Source organism: Pseudoalteromonas sp. US3C1013, assembly GCF_048401115.1.
In the GTDB taxonomy this organism is placed as follows: domain Bacteria; phylum Pseudomonadota; class Gammaproteobacteria; order Enterobacterales; family Alteromonadaceae; genus Pseudoalteromonas; species Pseudoalteromonas undina.
In genome coordinates this window covers 392,068-409,520 of sequence record NZ_CP183076.1, presented here as the reverse complement: position 1 = coordinate 409,520, position 17,453 = coordinate 392,068, and the positions used below count along the sequence as shown (strand labels likewise).

The window sequence follows — 17,453 nt, the reverse complement described above, 5'->3', positions numbered from 1 at the left end:
AATAAAAGCCACTAACAAAGTAGTGGCTTGGCTTGGTAAGAGTCGAACATGTTTAGTGACTAGTTAGGTTCACGAAGATGGAAAATCTGACACTTGTTTCCTAAATCAGGTTGTTGTGCAAAATTAGTTTTATCTGCAAGACCACAATCACTTAAACCCAGCGCTTGTTTTGTATAACGGTTAATTAGCATTACGCCGCCACCATCCACTGGGACAATACGCCATTGTGCGGTTTTACTATCACACGCAGCCATTTCAACATTGGCACCGGGCACTAAGGCATTGTTTGCCACCGCGGCGCAATAACCACTTTCAAGGTCTTGTTTTAAAGCAACGTAACCAGTATCTGTTGGTGCAAAAAACCACTGCTGGGCATCGCTATGAGTAAACGCTTGTTGCTCAACATTAGTGCCTGCTTTAACAGTACCAGCAACACTCAACGCTTTACCGCTTTGTTGGCTCATTACTGCCACGCTGCCAACTGGCTGTAATTGCCAGTCACCACATGCCGTGTCTTTGCCTTGCTGTAACACTGCTTGATTTTGTGCGCCTGAACACCCTGCTACGGCTAATGGTTTTTCAGTGTAACGGTTAGTAATAGTGACATTTCCATCAGTGCTTGGGGAGACTTTCCATTGCTGACAGAAGTTATTACGCCACGCTGCAGATTGTGTTTTCGCATTATCAGCATCACTGCAATTAGCCAACTCTAAAAACTTGCTGTCTTCGCGATTTGCTAAACGGACAAAGCCATCTGTAGTGGCATCAATCACCCACTGACCATTGGTTGCAGCACATTGACGTTGCACAGCACGCGCATCTTGAGGATCGGCTGCAATGTCTAAACACAAACCGCTAGTTGCATTTACTAGGTTATAACGCTGACCTTGAACACGAGTAACCAGTGGTCCGTATTCGCCTGATGGCGGAGCTACTTCAACACCCGGTGTTACAGGTTTTGCAAAGTTTGGCGTGCCATCATCATTCCAAGTAAATTTTTGCGCACGTAAAGAACGTGTGGCACTACAACCATGTTCTACTGAGTCATTGCCGTGGTATACCAACCAATCTTCGCTGCCATCTGGCGAAGTGAAAAAGCCATTATGACCTGGCCCAAATACTTCATCTGTGCGTTCAAACACCGGCTCGTCAAACTTCTTCCAGCTGTTTGCATCTAGCGGATCATCACCAACGAGCTCTAACATTCCTAACTTGTAGTCTGGCGTGTTACAAAAGCTTGCTGAGTAAGTCATAAACGTGCGACCGTTATGCTGCAGAATTTCAGCACCTTCAGTTACCTTACGTCCGCTGATCTCCCAATCAAGTTCAGGACGTGTGATCACCGTGTGCGGTGAATTCTTTTTCAGCGTCCACGGGTTTTCCATTTCAGCAATAATATTAAGCTGTTGATCGCCCTGCCACTGTGAATAAATAACATACAGCTTATCTTTGTAGCTTAAATAGTTACCATCAATATTCCATACGTAAGGCATGAGCGCGCCCTTGTACTCATACGGGCCCATTGGGTCGTCACCAGCACTTTCTAATACATTAAGATGTTGGTTATCTAAAGTACCATCAGTCCCTGCTGTATACATCATGTACCAACGGTAGCCCTCAGGGCCTTTAACACGATGAAATTCAAACGCCCAAAAGTTACAACAACGCGCAGGATCTGTCGCTGACCATACATTTACTGGGGTTGCATCGGCAAGTCCTGCTAAAGTAGGTGATTTACGCATCACCAATTCAGATGTCCATGTTGTCGTCGTTAGGTAATAGTTACCATCCCAGTACTCAAGCCATGGATCGGCACTATTAGGAAATAATGGATTAGTAAACACGCCATCATCTTGCGTGGGTGCTTTTGCGTTCGCGATTGGTGCTGCATCTTGTGTTTGTTGTGTGTCTGCGCGGGTTGTAGATTCACAACCACTAAGTGAGCTTAAAGACAAAGCGAATAAACCTACAAGGCCTGTTGCTTTAGCAGTACGCTTTAATTTAGTGCGCAAGTGATGTTGTGCATTCATTGTTGTTATCACCCTTGATTTTTATTATCCATCCATATTGAGCGATGGTTTGATTCGAAAGCTTTGCTTTTTTAGATTTCTGTTGTTGCCCGTAGCATAGAGTTCGTCAGTGTAAAAACGGCACTCTACGCTTATCGAGCAAGATTATTACTTAGTACCAAACTCATACACGATACGAGTTGAGTAAACCTCACCTGGGAGCAATGTCGTGCTTGGGAATCTTGGCTGATTAGGCGCATCAGGAAAGTGCTGTGGCTCTAAACAAAAACCACTTCTTAATTTATGTACTAAACCTGAAGCTTGTTTACTGCTACCATCTAAAAAGTTGCCCGAGTAAAACTGTACCGCTGGCTCTTCGGTATATACAGTCAAGGTACGCCCTGAGCTTGGTTCATACACATTAGCGGCTTCAATCAAATCATGATTAGGTTTGTTTTTAAGTACAAAGTTATGGTCATACCCTTTACCAAGCTTAAGCTGCTCATCATCAATATTAATGTCTTTGCCAATCGCTTTTGAATTTCTAAAATCAAATGGCGTACCCGCCACTTGCATCAACTCACCTGTTGGGATCAAACCGCTATCCACAGGGGTAATTGCATTTGAGTTGATTTGCATTTGATGATCGAGAATATCGCCCTTACCCGCCAAGTTAAAATAGCTGTGCTGGGTCATATTGATGATGGTTGGCTTATCTGTTTTTGCCACAAATTGCATATTTAGGGTATTTTTATTGGTCAGCGTATAAGTTACTTGCGTGGTCAAGGTACCTGGATAACCTTGATCGCCATCAGGACTTATAAGCTTAAGTGTTACACCCGCACTGTTTTCTGTACTAAATGGCGCCATAGTCCAGACTTTTTTATCAAAGCCTTGTACACCGCCGTGTAAATGGTTAGCACCATCGTTAGTTGCTAGCTGATAGTCTGTGCCATTTAAGCTAAATTTGCCATTGGCAATACGGTTACCAAAACGACCAATGATCGCGCCAAAGTAAGTAGTTGCATTAGTGTAATCTTCTAAATTATCCATACCTAATACAATGTTACCCATGTTGCCATTGCTGTCTGGCGTTTCGATGCGCGTTATGATGCCACCATAATTGATCACATCAACGCTCACGCCATTACTATTGGTTAAAGTTACTTGGTTGATCGGAGTTTGATCTGCCAGCTTGCCGTAAGCACGCAGTAATGCAGAAGGTGAATTGGTCATATTGTCTCCTTGGTGAGCACACGCGGGGGTTAAGGCAATTGATAAAGACACTGCCACTGCAAAGATACCGCGAGATAATTTTTTAATCGATGTTGACGACTGATGAACCGCTGTTAGGCGCTGAGTTACACATTGCAATGACATACCAATAACCTTTTTATAATTGTATTTATACTTTTATAATACAATTTGACAGGTGATTGCAAATTTATTCGCCTAAGTTTTTAGTTGTATTTTGCCGTCTTTGACTAAAATACAATCCATACCCGCCGCAGTCGCTGCTTGATAACCTATTTGCGTGTCTTCAAACACTACACAATTTTGTGGTTGAATTCCTATTTGCTTTGCTACTGTTAAGAAAGTTTCAGGATGAGGTTTACCGTGGCGAACATCACTGGCGGTGACTAAAGTTTTAATCTTATCAATTAACCCTGTATGGGTTAAATGGTCAACAGCATGCGCACGATCCGCACCAGTACCTACCCCAATTGGCATTTTGCCATGGTAATAGTTTAATACATCGACTGTTTCAGTTATGATTTCTGGTTTGCTGTCTAAACCTAGCCAAAACTGATGTTTTTGCTCTGCAACGTAATCTGCGTCATGACTAAGTCCAAATTTTTCATTAAGAATATCAACTGTGGCAAGTGTTGGTACGCCACCTAAGCCATACATATAATCATAATCAAACGGATAATCAAACGCATGGCAGGTTAGCTCCCATGCTTTTAAATGAGAGCCCATCGAATCGATAAGTGTGCCATCCATATCAAAAATAATACCTTGGTATTTTGTGAGATCGAGCATCTGTACTCCAAATTCTGAGAAAACAAAAGCCAACTTTACTATAAAGTTGGCTTATTTAGTTAACTTAGATCACTGCCGTTATAAGTGATTAAAGCCCACGCTTTAACATGTAATACGCTGCATTGTGGCGTAGTTCTGTTTTGAAACCACGGATACTGGTATCAGCATCAATAATCATGGTTTCAACACCTGCCATTTCAGCAAAATCAACGATCATATCGGTGGTAACAGCTTGGCTGTACGCAGTATGGTGTGCACCACCTGCATGGATCCACGCAGCAGACGCTACTGATAGGTTAGGTTTTGGCTCCCACAATGCTGATGCAACCGGTAAATGCGGTAATTCAGCCGGTGGGGTTACCGTGTCTACTTCGTTAATTAATATACGAAAACGATTACCCATATCAATTGGCGAAACGTTAATTGCCTCACCTGCTTTAGCAGTAAACAATAAACGACCCACATCACATTTCACCCCAATGGTATGAGTGTGAACTTCAAGGCGTGGTTTTTGCGCAGCTATTGATGGACACACTTCTAACATGTGAGCACCTAATACTTGGTCAGTATCGCCCATGTTATAGGTGTAGTCTTCCATGAATGAACAACCGCCTTCACGGCCTTCACCCATTACTTTCATGATGCGTACCATTGCAGCTGTTTTCCAGTCGCCCTCGCCGCCATAGCCAAAGCCTTTCGCCATTAAGCGCTGCGTTGCAAGTCCTGGTAAACCTGATAAACCTGATAAATCTTCAAAACAGTTAGTGAATGCTTTAAAGCCACCTTTTTCTAAAAAGCGCTCCATACCAAGCTCTAAACGTGCTTCATTGCGTAGCATCGATACTTTGTAATCATCTTGCAGCGTTTCATCGCTAATCACATAGTCAGTTTTGTATACTTCAAGCTGCGCATCTACTTCGGCATCCGTTACGGTATCAACAACTTTAACGAGCTCCGCTACGCCAAAGGCATGTACTTCATAACCAAAGGTGATTTGTGCTGAAACTTTGTTACCTTCAGTAACCGCAACTTGACGCATATTATCGCCAAAACGTGCCACTTTAAGTGTTTGGCTCTCAGCCCACCCTTTAGCTGCGCGACACCAATCATCAATTTGCTTTTGTACGTCAGCACGTTGCCAGTGGCCAGCAACCACTTTGCGCTCTTTGCGCATTACAGTACCAATGAAACCAAATTCACGGTCACCGTGGGCACTTTGATGGGTATTCATATAGTTCATATCAATATCAGCCCACGGTAGCGCGGCATTGAATTGCGTATGAAGGTGTAACCATGGTTTACGTAACTCGTTTAATCCAGCAATCCACATTTTCGCGGGTGAGAACGTATGCATCCATAATACTAGACCTACACAGTTAGGATCGGAGTTTGCTGCTTGGCACACCGCATGAATTTCTTCAGGCGTTTTCACCGTTGGCTTACACACTAAGTTAACCGGTAAATTAGCTTCGCTATTTAAACCTGCAACAATTGCAGCGCTATTATCTGCAACGGTGTTTAACACTTTTGGGCCATATAAATGTTGTGACCCAGTTACAAACCAAACTTCTTTCATTGACGACGGCATATATAAATTCCTCTTGTACTGGTTAGCCACGGTTACTTTGGCCGTAGTAGGCATCTTTACCGTGTTTTCTTAAATAATGTTTATCCATCACAGACTTTTTAAGTGCACCTGCATGTTGATCAAGCGTGCGAGTTAAGTAAGCCATGCGAGCAATTTCCTCTAGAAGTGCAGCGTGATACACAGATTGCGCTGCATCTTTACCCCACGTAAACGGTGCGTGCCCTGCCACAACCACCATTGGTGCTGCTTTTGGGTCACGGTCTTTATAAGCATCGGTAATTTGAATACCGGTCTCAAGCTCATAATCTCCATTTACTTGCGCATCAGTAAGCTCACGCGTACAGGTAATATCACCGTGCACATAATCAGCATGTGTCGTACCAAAGCACGGAATGCTTTGTTTTGCTTGTGCCCATGCTGTTGCGTAGGTTGAATGAGTATGGGTAACGCCACCAATCTCATTAAAATGACGATACAGATGGATATGGGTTTTGGTGTCTGAAGATGGGCGCATACTGCCCTCAACAATGTTGTTTTCTAAATCAACAATCACCATGTCTTCAGCTTTCATTTGGTCATACGACACACCGCTTGGTTTAATTGCAATGACACCTTTGTCGCGGTCAATTTGCGACACATTACCAAAGGTATAAATTACTAAACCACGACGTTGTAATTCCATATTGGCTTCAAATACTTCACGCTTTAACTCTGTGTAGCTCATGATTTTGCTCCATCAACATACTGTGCCAGCGCTTGATAATTAGCGTATAGCTCATCATAAACAGCAACACGCTCTGGATTTGGTAGGTATTGATGACACACAGCAGACGCCATCACTTGCTGTGCATCAGCAACCGTTGCATATTCACCGGCAGCCACTGCGGCCATAATGGCAGCGCCAAGCGCACAACTTTGCTCACTTTCAAGTACGTCAATTTGGCAGTTCCATACATCCGCACAGGTTTGCATTACGTAATCTGATTTTTTCGAAATACCGCCAATTACCACCACTGATTCAATTGGCACGCCTTCATTTTGAAAACGTTCAGTAATAGCACGAGCACCAAAAGCCGTCGCCTCAACTAATGCTTTAAAGAACTGCGGCGCATCAGTGCCCATTTTCATGCCCGTTATGGCCATTGCTACGCTTTGGTCTGCATCAGGTGTGCGACGGCCGTTGACCCAGTCAAGTGCTGTTACATCGGTATTTTTAACCGGTAATGCACTGGCAGCTTTTGATAAATCAACTAAAATTGAGTCTTCAATTTTATTTATCAAGTTTTGTTCAACGTCGTTTAAATTTGTTAATTGGCGAGTCGGCCATAGCATCAGATTTTTAAACCATGCATATAAATCGCCAAACGCAGATTGCCCCGCTTCAAGGCCAATCATGTCTGGAATAACTGAACCATCAACCTGACCACAAATACCTTTAACGCACGTATCGCCTAGTTGCTGTTTTGAAGTAACAGTAATGTCACAGGTTGAAGTGCCCATTACTTTAGTTAAAACACCTGGACGCACATTGGCAGCCACTGCCCCCATATGACAGTCAAAAGCACCGTAACCTACAACTACATTCTGTGATAAACCAAGTTTATCAGCCCATTGCGCTGTTAATTTACCAGCGACTTGGTCACTCGGTTGAGTTGTGGCATTAAGCGTATTAACCACACCATCTAATAATGGGTCAATATTGCTGAAGAAACTATTTGGTGGGAAACCACCCCATTGCTCATTCCACATTTGTTTATGGCCTGTAGCACAACGTCCCAGCGTTAATACTTCTGGGTGAGTGGTGCCACACATTAATGCAGTCATCCAGTCACAATGCTCTACCCACGAGTAAGTTGCCGCTTTTACAGCCGCATCATCTCTAAAAATATGTAGTGCTTTTGCCCAGTACCATTCTGATGAATAGATACCGCCCATATGTGAAAGATAATTAACCTCGTTATTGGTCGCGGCTTTGGTGATCTCATTCGCCTCTTTAATCGACGTATGGTCTTTCCAAAGAATGAACATCGCATTAGGGTTTTCAGCAAATTCTTCTGTCAGCGCTAAAGGCGTACCTTGGTTATTAATAGCCACCGGGGTTGATCCCGTGGTATCAAAACTCATACCTATTACTTTATCCGCAGTTCCCGCAGGTACTTGTTGCCATAGTCCATTGACGACCTCAATCAAGCTGTCGATGTAGTCTTGTGGATGCTGACGAAATTGGTCTTTACTTGGGTCGCAATATAAACCTTCCGCCCAACGCGGATAATTCACTAAATGGCTAGCCAGCTCTTTACCTGTAATTACATCAACAAGCAGTGCTCTTACTGAATCAGAGCCATAATCTAAGCCCAATGTATAACGAGACATAAATACCTTTCACTAATTGGATACTAACAATGTTAGTCATTACTGTTATTTGTATGATAATATCAATAATGACGGGTTGTAAAGGTATTATAAAAATATTATTAACAGATTAATTCTGAAATAGTCGTGACACCTGTGCCCTTTAAACTAATGTTTTGCACTAAAAAAGGGCTTAAACCATGTTGTAAGCAATGCTAAAAGCCATTAATTTATTTTGTATGATAAAATAGGATGCCTATGTCTAGCCAATTAGAACAATTAAAAATCATGACCACTGTGGTTGCTGATACCGGTGATTTTGAAGCGATCGACCAATATAAGCCGCAAGATGCCACAACAAATCCATCGTTATTACTCAATGCGATTAAAATTGAAAAATACCGTCCACTGGCTGTTGAAGCCGTTGCTTGGGCTAAGCAACAAACCAATGACAATGCACAAGTGATCAGTAAAGCCGCCGATAAGTTATCAGTATTGATTGGTGCAAACCTAATGGCGCAAGTCCCAGGTTTAGTATCTACTGAAGTCGATGCGCGCTTATCATTTGATACTCAAGCAACTATTAATAAAGCGCTTGAGCTCGTTGCACTTTATAAAGAGCAAGATATTGATACATCACGGGTGTTGATCAAAATAGCGTCAACATGGGAAGGTATTCAAGCGGCAAAAGTACTTGAGCAACAAGGTATTCGTTGTAACTTAACGCTGGTATTCGCGTTTGCCCAAGCTCGTGCCTGTGCTGAGGTAGGTGCTTATTTAATTTCGCCATTTGTAGGGCGTATTTTGGATTGGTATAAAGCCACTAATATTGATACTGATTTTAGCGGTGCTAACGATCCAGGCGTGCAATCAGTGACTCATATTTATGACTTTTTCAAAAAGCATGATTATAAAACCATCGTTATGGGCGCAAGTTTCAGAAACATCAACGAAATTCAGTTGCTAGCAGGCTGTGATAGATTAACCATCAGCCCAGGGCTATTATCAGAACTGGCAGCAACAGATGCACCTTTAGCGCGTCAACTTGCTCCTACCACTGAAACAGTTGCTGCCCCAGAGCCTATGACCGAACAAGCGTTCCGCTGGGAAATGAACCAAGATGCAATGGCAACAGATAAACTAAGCCAAGGCATTCGTCAGTTTGCAATTGACCAAGAAAAACTAGAAGCAATCTTAGCTGAGCTAGTCTAAATCATTAACTAAATTGGGCTCTTGATGATCAATCATTATCGAGAGCTCGAATTAAAGATATAAAAAAGCCCGCTGATTTAATTAAATCAGCGGGCTTTTTATCAGGTAAAACTTTAACCTAGATGTCGTTTAATAACGCATTTGCCTTAGCAACTAAGTTCTCTACGGTAAAACCAAAATGCTCCAGCAATACAGCACCCGGTGCTGACTCACCAAAAGTAGTCATACCTAATACATCACCACCTTGGCCAACGTATTTATACCAAAAATCACTGTGTGCAGCTTCGACGGCAATTTTAGCCACACCTGCAGGTAATACACTTTGGCGGTATGCTTTATCTTGTAAATCAAACTGATTGGTTGATGGCATAGAAACAACACGCACTTGTTTGCCTTGAGCTGTTAGCTCAGCTGCCGCATTAACCGCTAATTCAACTTCAGAGCCTGTTGCCATTAAAATTAGCTCTGGTGTTTGCTCACACTCAACGAGGGTGTAACCCCCTTTTGCTACATTGTCTAACTGCGCTTTATCACGCGGCATAGCTTTAGTGCCTTGGCGACTAAAGATCAACGCGCTTGGGCCAGCTTCTTTTATTAGAGCTTGACGCCACGCAACGGCTGTTTCAACCTCATCACATGGGCGCCACGTCGTCATATTAGGTGTCATACGCAGGTTGGCAATTTGTTCAATCGGCTGATGAGTTGGGCCATCTTCACCTTGACCAATAGAATCATGAGTGTAGACAAAAATGCTTTGCGCTTTCATTAATGCAGACATACGCACAGCATTACGTGCATATTCCATAAACATTAAGAATGTAGCACCAAATGGGATAAAGCCACCATGTAATGCAATACCATTCATAATGGCGCTCATGCCAAACTCACGCACCCCATAAAATACATAGTTACCCGCGTCGTCTTCTTGTAAGCCCTTTGCATCAGGCCATAAAGTTAAGTTTGAGCCAGCTAAGTCAGCAGAGCCGCCCATTAATTCAGGTAATTGCTGGGCAAAAAAGGTAATCGCATTTTGTGATGATTTACGCGTTGCAATGTTTTGCATTTCATCTTGGCACTTAGTAATGTATTGATCAGCAAGTTCAGCAAAATTATTCGGTAATGATTTAGCCATCACACGACGGTTAAACTCGTTACTTAATTCAGGGTGCGCTTTGCTGTATGCGGCAAAGGTTTGTTGCCAGGCACTTTCTAAGTCTTGGCCTTTAGTTTGAGTATTCCACTCATTATATACATCTTGTGGAATTTCAAACGCTGGATGTGGCCAATTTAGTTGCTCACGAACCGCTGCAATTTCATCATTACCCAGTGGTGAACCGTGACAATCATGACTGCCTGATTTATTGGGTGAACCAAAACCAATCACTGTTTTACAACAGATAAGCGTTGGTTGCTCAGGGTTCGCTTGTGCCGCTTCAATAGCACTGGCAATCGCAGCCATGTCGTGACCATCAACGCCACTAATAACCTGCCAACCGTATGATTCAAAACGCTTTGGCGTATCGTCAGTAAACCAACCTTCTACTTCGCCATCAATTGAGATGCCATTGTCATCCCAAAAAGCGATCAGTTTGCCTAACTTTAAAGTACCCGCTAATGAACCAGCTTCATGAGAGATACCTTCCATCAAACAACCATCGCCTAAAAAGCAATAAGTAAAGTGATCAACGATATCAAAATGTGGTTTGTTAAATTGTGCCGCTAAAGTTTTTTCAGCAATCGCCATACCTACCGCATTAGCAATACCTGCACCTAGTGGTCCAGTTGTTGTTTCAACCCCTGGAGTATAACCGTACTCTGGGTGACCAGGTGTTTTAGAATGTAATTGGCGAAACTGTTTAATATCTTCAATACTGACGTCATAACCGCTTAGGTGCAATAGCGCATATTGCAGCATTGAGCCATGGCCATTTGACAATACAAAACGATCGCGGTTAACCCAGCTAGGGTTTGATGGATTGTGACGGTGAAATTTTTGCCAAAGCACAGCGGCAATATCGGCCATTCCCATTGGCGCACCTGGGTGACCAGAGTTAGCTTTTTGAACAGCATCGACAGCAAGCATACGGATTGCATTTGCAGATTGAGAACTAGGCAGAGTCATCTGTAATTATTTCCTGTTAATATTATATTATAATTAATATCTCAGAATGTAATATAAATAGCAATCGAAAATACCTTACTGCAACATAAAAATAAGTCTGTTGATTTTTCTTTAGCTTGACTGCTTACAATGGCCTCTATCCATGCTGTGTATCAGAACTACTTGCCAAAGCACAGCAGCCATTAGAAACGAGTAACCAAAACATAGATAAAATTGCTAAACAATCAGGGTTTTCATCAGGTTTAAGCTTTCGTCAGCGCTTTTTAGCTACTTTTTTTCGCCAACAGCCTAAAGAAAACAATTTAAAAGTCCCATATCAGAGTAAAAAGTTGCTCGCACAGTTTAAGCACACTTGGTAGCATAAGTGCATTGTCAAAGGATGGAAGTTAATATGAACAATACCCAGCACGCATTAGTGGTTGAGGGCGGTGCCATGCGCGGTATTTTTGCCGCAGGTGTACTTGATGAGTTTTTAGAGCAGGGATATCAACCTTTTACCAGCTATTTTGGTGTATCAGCTGGTGCTACAAATGTTGCTGCGTATTTATGTAAGCAAGCAACCCGAAACTACAAAGTAATCACTGATTATTCCTGTAGGCCTGAATTTATTAACCTGCCACGATTTGTTAAAGGTGGACACTTGTTTGATTTAGACTGGCTTTGGCAAGAAACAGTACGTGAAATTCCTTTAAATACCGACGAATTCTCGCAATCCCCTCACGACTTTTATATTGTTGCAACGGCAATCGAATCTGGACAAGCTCATTACTTACAAGCAACAGGTAGCGAAATGGTAGAGCAATTAAAAGCCTCTTGCGCTATACCAATAGCTTATCGGGATTATCCAACAATAAACGGGATCGCCATGACCGATGGCGGCGTTGCAGATTCTATTCCAGTAAAAAAAGCTTATGAAATGGGGGCATCAGAAATAACAGTTATCCTTTCTCAACCTTTAGGCTATCGTAAAAAAGATAACAAAGTTCCGTGGTTAACCAAACAACTCTATAAAGATACCCCAGCGCTTGCAGAGGCGGCCATACTGCGTTCTAAAAAATATAATGACAGTATTGATTTTTTGCATGATGCTCCACCGGATTGCAAAATAAATATTATTGCTCCACCAGCAGGGTTTAAAGTCGGTCGCACCACTAAAAATCTAGCTATACTCAATTCAGGCTATCAAATGGGCATAAGTGAAGCTAAAACTTACTTAGGTAATCCTAGGTTGCGTGAGAAATGAACATAAGCTATAAAATCAACCTATAAGAAGTATACAGTGATATAACCTTTGAATTTACAGCTTACTCCAGCTATTAATTTTTAAACCAACGGGGTAATGTAATAAAGAACGATGTGTTCGTCGTCGTATTGCAAAAAGCAGATTAAATTTAGGCGTGTTTTTTGCTTTAAATTTTGTGTACACACCAAATAAATTAAGGGTTTTTGTGAATTTTCTTCGATGCTTTCATAATATAGTCTCAGATCAGCAGCTAAGCTTTGATCAAAAAATTGCAGACTTACTTGCTTTTGGGCTCGATGTTTTTCAACTCGACTTAGCTATTATCAGCCGCGTAAAAAATGATTCTTATATTGTTTTACATGCCATCACCCCTGACAATTCTCTTGCAATTGGTACAGAGTTTGAATTAAACGGCACCTATTGCACGCATACCTTGTCGGCCAACTCTGCATTGGCATTTCATAATGCGTCGCAAAGTAGTATTGCAAATCATCCATGCTATATTAATTTCCAATTAGAAGCGTACATTGGTGCGCCTATACGAATAGGCAAAGACGTATTTGGAACTGTTAACTTTTCATCTGCTCAAGAATGCGCTCCTTTTAGCGATGAAGCCTATGATTATATTGAATTATTAGCGCAGTGGTTAGGCTCGGAATTGGCGCGCAATCAGGATAAAGCCAATCTCACTAAAAATAGTGACACTTTATTAAAGCTTGAAAACGTAGCAAATATAGGTACATGGGAAGTCGACCTAATAGAAAATACTATTTTTTGGAGCCAACAAACTCGACGTATTCATCAAGCCGAAGAACACTATACTCCAGATATAGAAAAAGCCATTGAATTTTATAAAGCAGGTAAAAGCCGAGACAGTATTAATAAAGCGGTAGAAAAGGCAATATCTACGGGTGATAAATGGCATTTAGAGCTGGAAATAGTTACCGCTAAGCAACAGAACATTTGGGTTTCAACCTTTGGTGAGGCCGAGTTTAACAACGGCCAATGTGTGCGGTTATTTGGTACTTTTCAAGATATAACTGAAGCCGTAAAGTTACGCGAAGAGTTAAAACAAAAAAAAGCGCTTGCTGAACAGCTATTAAAAGATAGAAGTATGCTGTTTGCAAAAATTAGTCATGAGCTACGCACTCCGCTAAATGGCATTACGGGTATGTTAGCGACACTCATTGATGAGCACGATTATGACAAGCGGGCGGAAAAAATTAAAGTCGCCCTGCGAAGTGCTGATATTTTATTGAATATTATCAATGAAGTGCTCGACTTTTCAAAAATAAATCATGGTGAATTAAAACTGGAACCTCACCACTCCCTACTTAAAACGGTATTTACCGATTTGGTTTCTTTATATTCGGTATTGTTTAGCAATAAAAACATTGAACTACGAGCCACTAACCTCATTCCTAATGATGTTTGGGTATACTGCGACACCTCTCGATTAAGCCAAATTGTCTCTAATTTACTGAGTAACGCATTAAAATTTACAGAGCATGGTTCTGTTTCTCTCGATTCACAGTTAGCATTAGATACAAAGCGCCCTTTACTTACAATTAAAATAACCGATACGGGTCGCGGCATGAGTAAAACGTATTTAAACTCATTATTTAAGCCTTTTACCCAAGAGGTTGATGCTAACAACAATAAAGGTGGCACCGGGTTAGGCTTAGCCATAGTTAAAGAGCTCGTTGGTTTTATGAATGGCAAAATTGAGGTAACCAGTGAGGTTAACGTGGGCACATGTTTTACCTTAACTATCCCAATTGAGCTTGGTAAACAACAAACACAAAAACCTAGCCTTAAATTTATTAATAACCATAGTAATAAGCTCTCGGTTTTGGTGGTTGATGATAACGAAATAAATCGCCTGGTATTAGAATCAGCACTGGATAAATTTAATATAAAATCAGACTTTGCTATTGACGGCCAAGATGCCCTGTTAAAATGCAAACAAAAGCATTTTGACCTTATTTTTATGGATTGCATTATGCCTATCATGGATGGTTTTGAAGCCACCAAGCAACTAAAGGCACAAGGTATCTGTGACTCGCAAGAAACTTATATTGTGGCGTTAACTGCTAATGCATCCTCACAAGATAAACTAAACTGTAAGCAAGCAGGCATGGATATGTTTATAGCCAAACCGTTTAAACTGCCAGCGATAGAAGAAGCAATTACAAATACACTAAAAAGACTGGGCGTAGCCACATTATAACAACGAGTGTCGCCCAGATTAATTTGCACTAAAAACACAAAGGATCATTATGACAAATAAAATCATTGGTATTGTACTTATTGTTATTGGCGTAGCACTTGGTATGTGGGGTTATGATGTTTACGATTCTGCAGCTTCACAAGTTACTCGTGCATTCAATGGCGAAACCCCAGTAGAAGCATGGCTTGGCTTTATTGGTGGCGCAGTTTGTATTTTAGTAGGCCTTACCCGACTTAAATAACACACAAAAAAGCCGCCTTTGGAGAGGGCGGCTTGGGTGAACAAACAGCTATGGGTGAGAGCTGTTTTATCAAGAGGCTTACGCTAAAACGCTATTAAGCAGCATTTTGCTCTGCATCGGGTGTTTGGCGAATTAAGTAGTCAAAAGCTCCTAAGCTAGCAGTTGCTCCGGCGCCCATAGCAATAATAATTTGCTTAAATGGCGTATTGGTCGCATCGCCCGCCCCGTATATACCTGGTAACGATGTTGCACCTTTAGCATCAATGAGTATTTCACCAAATTGACTAAGCTCAAGGTCACTCTCTTTTAACCATTCGGTGTTCGGTATCAAACCAATTTGTACAAATATACCGGCTAAAACTAGCTCCTTACTTTCTCCAGAAACACGATCGGTATAATTAAGGCCTATTACTTTGTTACCATCACCGAGTACTTCAGTAGTTTGTGCATTTTTAATAATAGTAATGTTTTTTAAGCTATTTGCTTTACGAATAAGTACTTCGTCAGCACGTAACGTATCGGCAAATTCAAGCACCGTTACATGCTCAACAATGTTGGCTAAATCAATAGCCGCTTCAATACCTGAGTTACCGCCACCTATTACAGCAACAGGTTTGCCTTTAAATAATGGTCCATCGCAATGCGGGCAGTATGCAACGCCGTGGCCTTTATATTGTTGCTCGCCAGGTACATTCATTTCACGCCAGCGTGCACCGGTTGCTAGCACAAGTGATTTAGCTTGTAATACAGCGCCATTTTCTAAAGTAATGTCATAGCCATTACTGCCTTTTTGCAAATTTTCCGCGCGTTGGTTGTGCATTACATCAACATCATATTCTTTAACATGCTCTTCAAGCTGAGCCACCATTTTTGGCCCTTCGGTTGCTTTTACCGAAATAAAGTTTTCAATGGCCAATGTGTCAGCTACCTGGCCACCAAATCGATCGGCAACCACCCCCGTATTTAGCCCTTTACGTGCAGAATAAATAGCTGCCGAAGCACCTGCTGGCCCACCACCGACGACAAGAACATCAAACACTGATTTTTCATTCAATGCTTTGGCTTGGCGCTGTGCACCTTTGCTATCAACTTTATTTAAAATATCGGTTAGGCTCATTGCCCCTTGGCTAAAAGGCTCTCCGTTTAAGTAAACAGCGGGTACAGCCAATATATTTCGTTGTTCTACTTCATCTTGAAACAGAGCACCATCAATCATAGTGGCTTTGATATTGCTATTTGTAGCAGCCATTGTATTTAGCGCTTGAACCACTTGCGGGCAGGTTTGGCAGCTCAAACTAATATACACTTCAAAATTGAGTGTTTGCTCAAGTGTTTGTATTTGTTCAATATCTTCTTGACTGGCTTTACTAGGGTGCCCCCCCGTATGTAATAGCGCTAACACTAAACTAGTAAATTCATGACCCATAGGTACCCCTGCAAAGGTAATATGAGTATTTTTTTGTGGCGAATGCACCACCATTGAAGGTCTGCGTGCCGAAGTATCTGGATTGTTACTTACACTAAACTTATCGCTTAGTGATGCTAAATCATTCGCTAAACTTTCTACTTCTGTTGATTTTTTGCTGTCATCCAAGGCGATAAGCAGCTCAACAGGCTGAGTCAGCGATTCAAAATGGCTTTTTAATTGGTTCTTTATGTTGTTGTCTAACATGGCTTAGCCCCTTACGGAAAAATAAAACAGCAGAACCCCCATGCCATCAGTGCATGTGCGAATTTTAGAAAAGAGTGATGGCGTGGGAGAGTGCCCAGTGAGCCAAGTAGGCTCACTGGTATTAGAGTTATGTGCTACTCTAAATTTAATGAAGGTAAGGTTTAAATCTTACCAACTAGGTCTAGTGAAGGTGCTAATGTGTCTTCACCTGGCTGCCAAGATGCAGGACATACTTCGCCGTCATGCGTGGCAATGTATTGTGCGGCTTGTACTTTACGAACAAGTTCTTTAGCACTACGACCAATACCTAAATCATGCGTTTCAACAACTTTGATTTCACCCTCTGGGTTCATTACAAATGTACCGCGAAGAGCTAAACCATCATCTTCAATCATTACACCAAAGTTACGTGTAATGCGTCCTGTTGGGTCGCCAATCATTGGGTAAGTAATTTTACCGATAGTGTCTGACGTGTCATGCCAAGCTTTGTGAGTAAAGTGCGTATCTGTTGATACCGAGTAAACCTCTACGCCCATTTCTTGTAGCTGTGCATAATGATCTGCAAGGTCACCTAATTCAGTTGGGCATACAAATGTGAAATCTGCTGGGTAAAAGAAAAAGATAGACCACTTACCTAATACGTCTTTTTCAGTGAGTTCTACAAAGTCACCATTGTGGTAAGCTGTTGCATTGAAAGGTTGTAATTTTGTGTTAATCAATGAAGTGCTCATAGTATTCCTC

Annotated in this window: 14 protein-coding genes; 5 read left to right on the top strand and 9 right to left on the bottom strand. The window is 41.8% G+C overall.

The window, feature by feature from the left end; genetic code table 11:
* Positions 1 to 59: 59 nt before the first annotated feature.
* From ACNSN2_RS17205 to ACNSN2_RS17180, 6 genes are all read right to left on the bottom strand, one after another.
* On the bottom strand, positions 60 to 2,030 hold the full coding sequence (locus ACNSN2_RS17205) for a family 43 glycosylhydrolase (RefSeq protein ID WP_418609563.1): 1,971 nt from the start codon (positions 2,028 to 2,030) through the stop codon (positions 60 to 62).
* A 147-nt stretch (positions 2,031 to 2,177) separates the two neighbouring features.
* Complete coding sequence (locus ACNSN2_RS17200; protein WP_054201315.1) at positions 2,178 to 3,389, bottom strand: aldose epimerase family protein; 1,212 nt, start codon at positions 3,387 to 3,389, stop codon at positions 2,178 to 2,180.
* Positions 3,390 to 3,461: 72 nt separating this feature from the next.
* Positions 3,462 to 4,052 (bottom strand): HAD family hydrolase, encoded by a 591-nt coding sequence (locus ACNSN2_RS17195; RefSeq protein ID WP_054201316.1) that lies wholly within the window; start codon positions 4,050 to 4,052, stop codon positions 3,462 to 3,464.
* Positions 4,053 to 4,140: 88 nt separating this feature from the next.
* Positions 4,141 to 5,640, bottom strand: a complete 1,500-nt coding sequence (gene araA, locus ACNSN2_RS17190; protein ID WP_418609566.1) for an L-arabinose isomerase — start codon at positions 5,638 to 5,640, stop codon at positions 4,141 to 4,143.
* 22 nt (positions 5,641 to 5,662) lie between these two features.
* Complete coding sequence (locus ACNSN2_RS17185; RefSeq protein ID WP_418609568.1) at positions 5,663 to 6,364, bottom strand: L-ribulose-5-phosphate 4-epimerase; 702 nt, start codon at positions 6,362 to 6,364, stop codon at positions 5,663 to 5,665.
* Positions 6,361 to 8,013: a ribulokinase gene (locus ACNSN2_RS17180; protein WP_418609570.1), complete on the bottom strand. Its 1,653-nt coding sequence runs from the start codon at positions 8,011 to 8,013 to the stop codon at positions 6,361 to 6,363. Before ACNSN2_RS17180 ends, ACNSN2_RS17185 begins: the two co-directional genes overlap by 4 nt.
* Before the next feature lie 237 nt (positions 8,014 to 8,250).
* Here ACNSN2_RS17180 and tal point away from each other — a divergent pair, with 237 nt between their 5' ends.
* Entirely contained in the window at positions 8,251 to 9,204 is a 954-nt protein-coding gene (tal, locus tag ACNSN2_RS17175; protein WP_418609572.1) for a transaldolase, read from the top strand.
* A gap of 118 nt (positions 9,205 to 9,322) precedes the next feature.
* On the opposite strand, the gene tkt is transcribed toward tal, so the two are convergent.
* A complete protein-coding gene (tkt, locus tag ACNSN2_RS17170; RefSeq protein WP_418609574.1) occupies positions 9,323 to 11,326 on the bottom strand; it encodes a transketolase in 2,004 nt (667 codons plus the stop codon).
* A 116-nt stretch (positions 11,327 to 11,442) separates the two neighbouring features.
* Between tkt and ACNSN2_RS17165 the strand changes: the two genes are divergently transcribed.
* The 4 genes from ACNSN2_RS17165 to ACNSN2_RS17150 all read left to right on the top strand — a co-directional run bounded on the left by ACNSN2_RS17165 (position 11,443) and on the right by ACNSN2_RS17150 (position 15,040).
* The gene (locus ACNSN2_RS17165) at positions 11,443 to 11,685 is read left to right on the top strand and encodes a hypothetical protein (RefSeq protein ID WP_075169965.1); all 243 of its coding nucleotides are present in this window, start codon (positions 11,443 to 11,445) and stop codon (positions 11,683 to 11,685) included.
* A gap of 32 nt (positions 11,686 to 11,717) precedes the next feature.
* On the top strand, positions 11,718 to 12,569 hold the full coding sequence (locus ACNSN2_RS17160) for a patatin-like phospholipase family protein (RefSeq protein ID WP_418609576.1): 852 nt from the start codon (positions 11,718 to 11,720) through the stop codon (positions 12,567 to 12,569).
* Between the two features lie 205 nt (positions 12,570 to 12,774).
* Positions 12,775 to 14,799 (top strand): ATP-binding protein, encoded by a 2,025-nt coding sequence (locus tag ACNSN2_RS17155; protein WP_418609578.1) that lies wholly within the window; start codon positions 12,775 to 12,777, stop codon positions 14,797 to 14,799.
* Between the two features lie 49 nt (positions 14,800 to 14,848).
* A complete protein-coding gene (locus ACNSN2_RS17150; protein WP_008115648.1) occupies positions 14,849 to 15,040 on the top strand; it encodes a DUF3185 family protein in 192 nt (63 codons plus the stop codon).
* A 94-nt stretch (positions 15,041 to 15,134) separates the two neighbouring features.
* Here the strand turns inward: ACNSN2_RS17150 and ahpF are convergent, their stop codons facing one another.
* Together ahpF and ahpC are read right to left on the bottom strand one after the other, a co-directional pair.
* Complete coding sequence (ahpF, locus tag ACNSN2_RS17145) at positions 15,135 to 16,712, bottom strand: alkyl hydroperoxide reductase subunit F (protein ID WP_418609581.1); 1,578 nt, start codon at positions 16,710 to 16,712, stop codon at positions 15,135 to 15,137.
* 161 nt (positions 16,713 to 16,873) lie between these two features.
* On the bottom strand, positions 16,874 to 17,443 hold the full coding sequence (gene ahpC, locus ACNSN2_RS17140) for an alkyl hydroperoxide reductase subunit C (protein ID WP_008115650.1): 570 nt from the start codon (positions 17,441 to 17,443) through the stop codon (positions 16,874 to 16,876).
* Positions 17,444 to 17,453 lie beyond the last annotated feature (10 nt).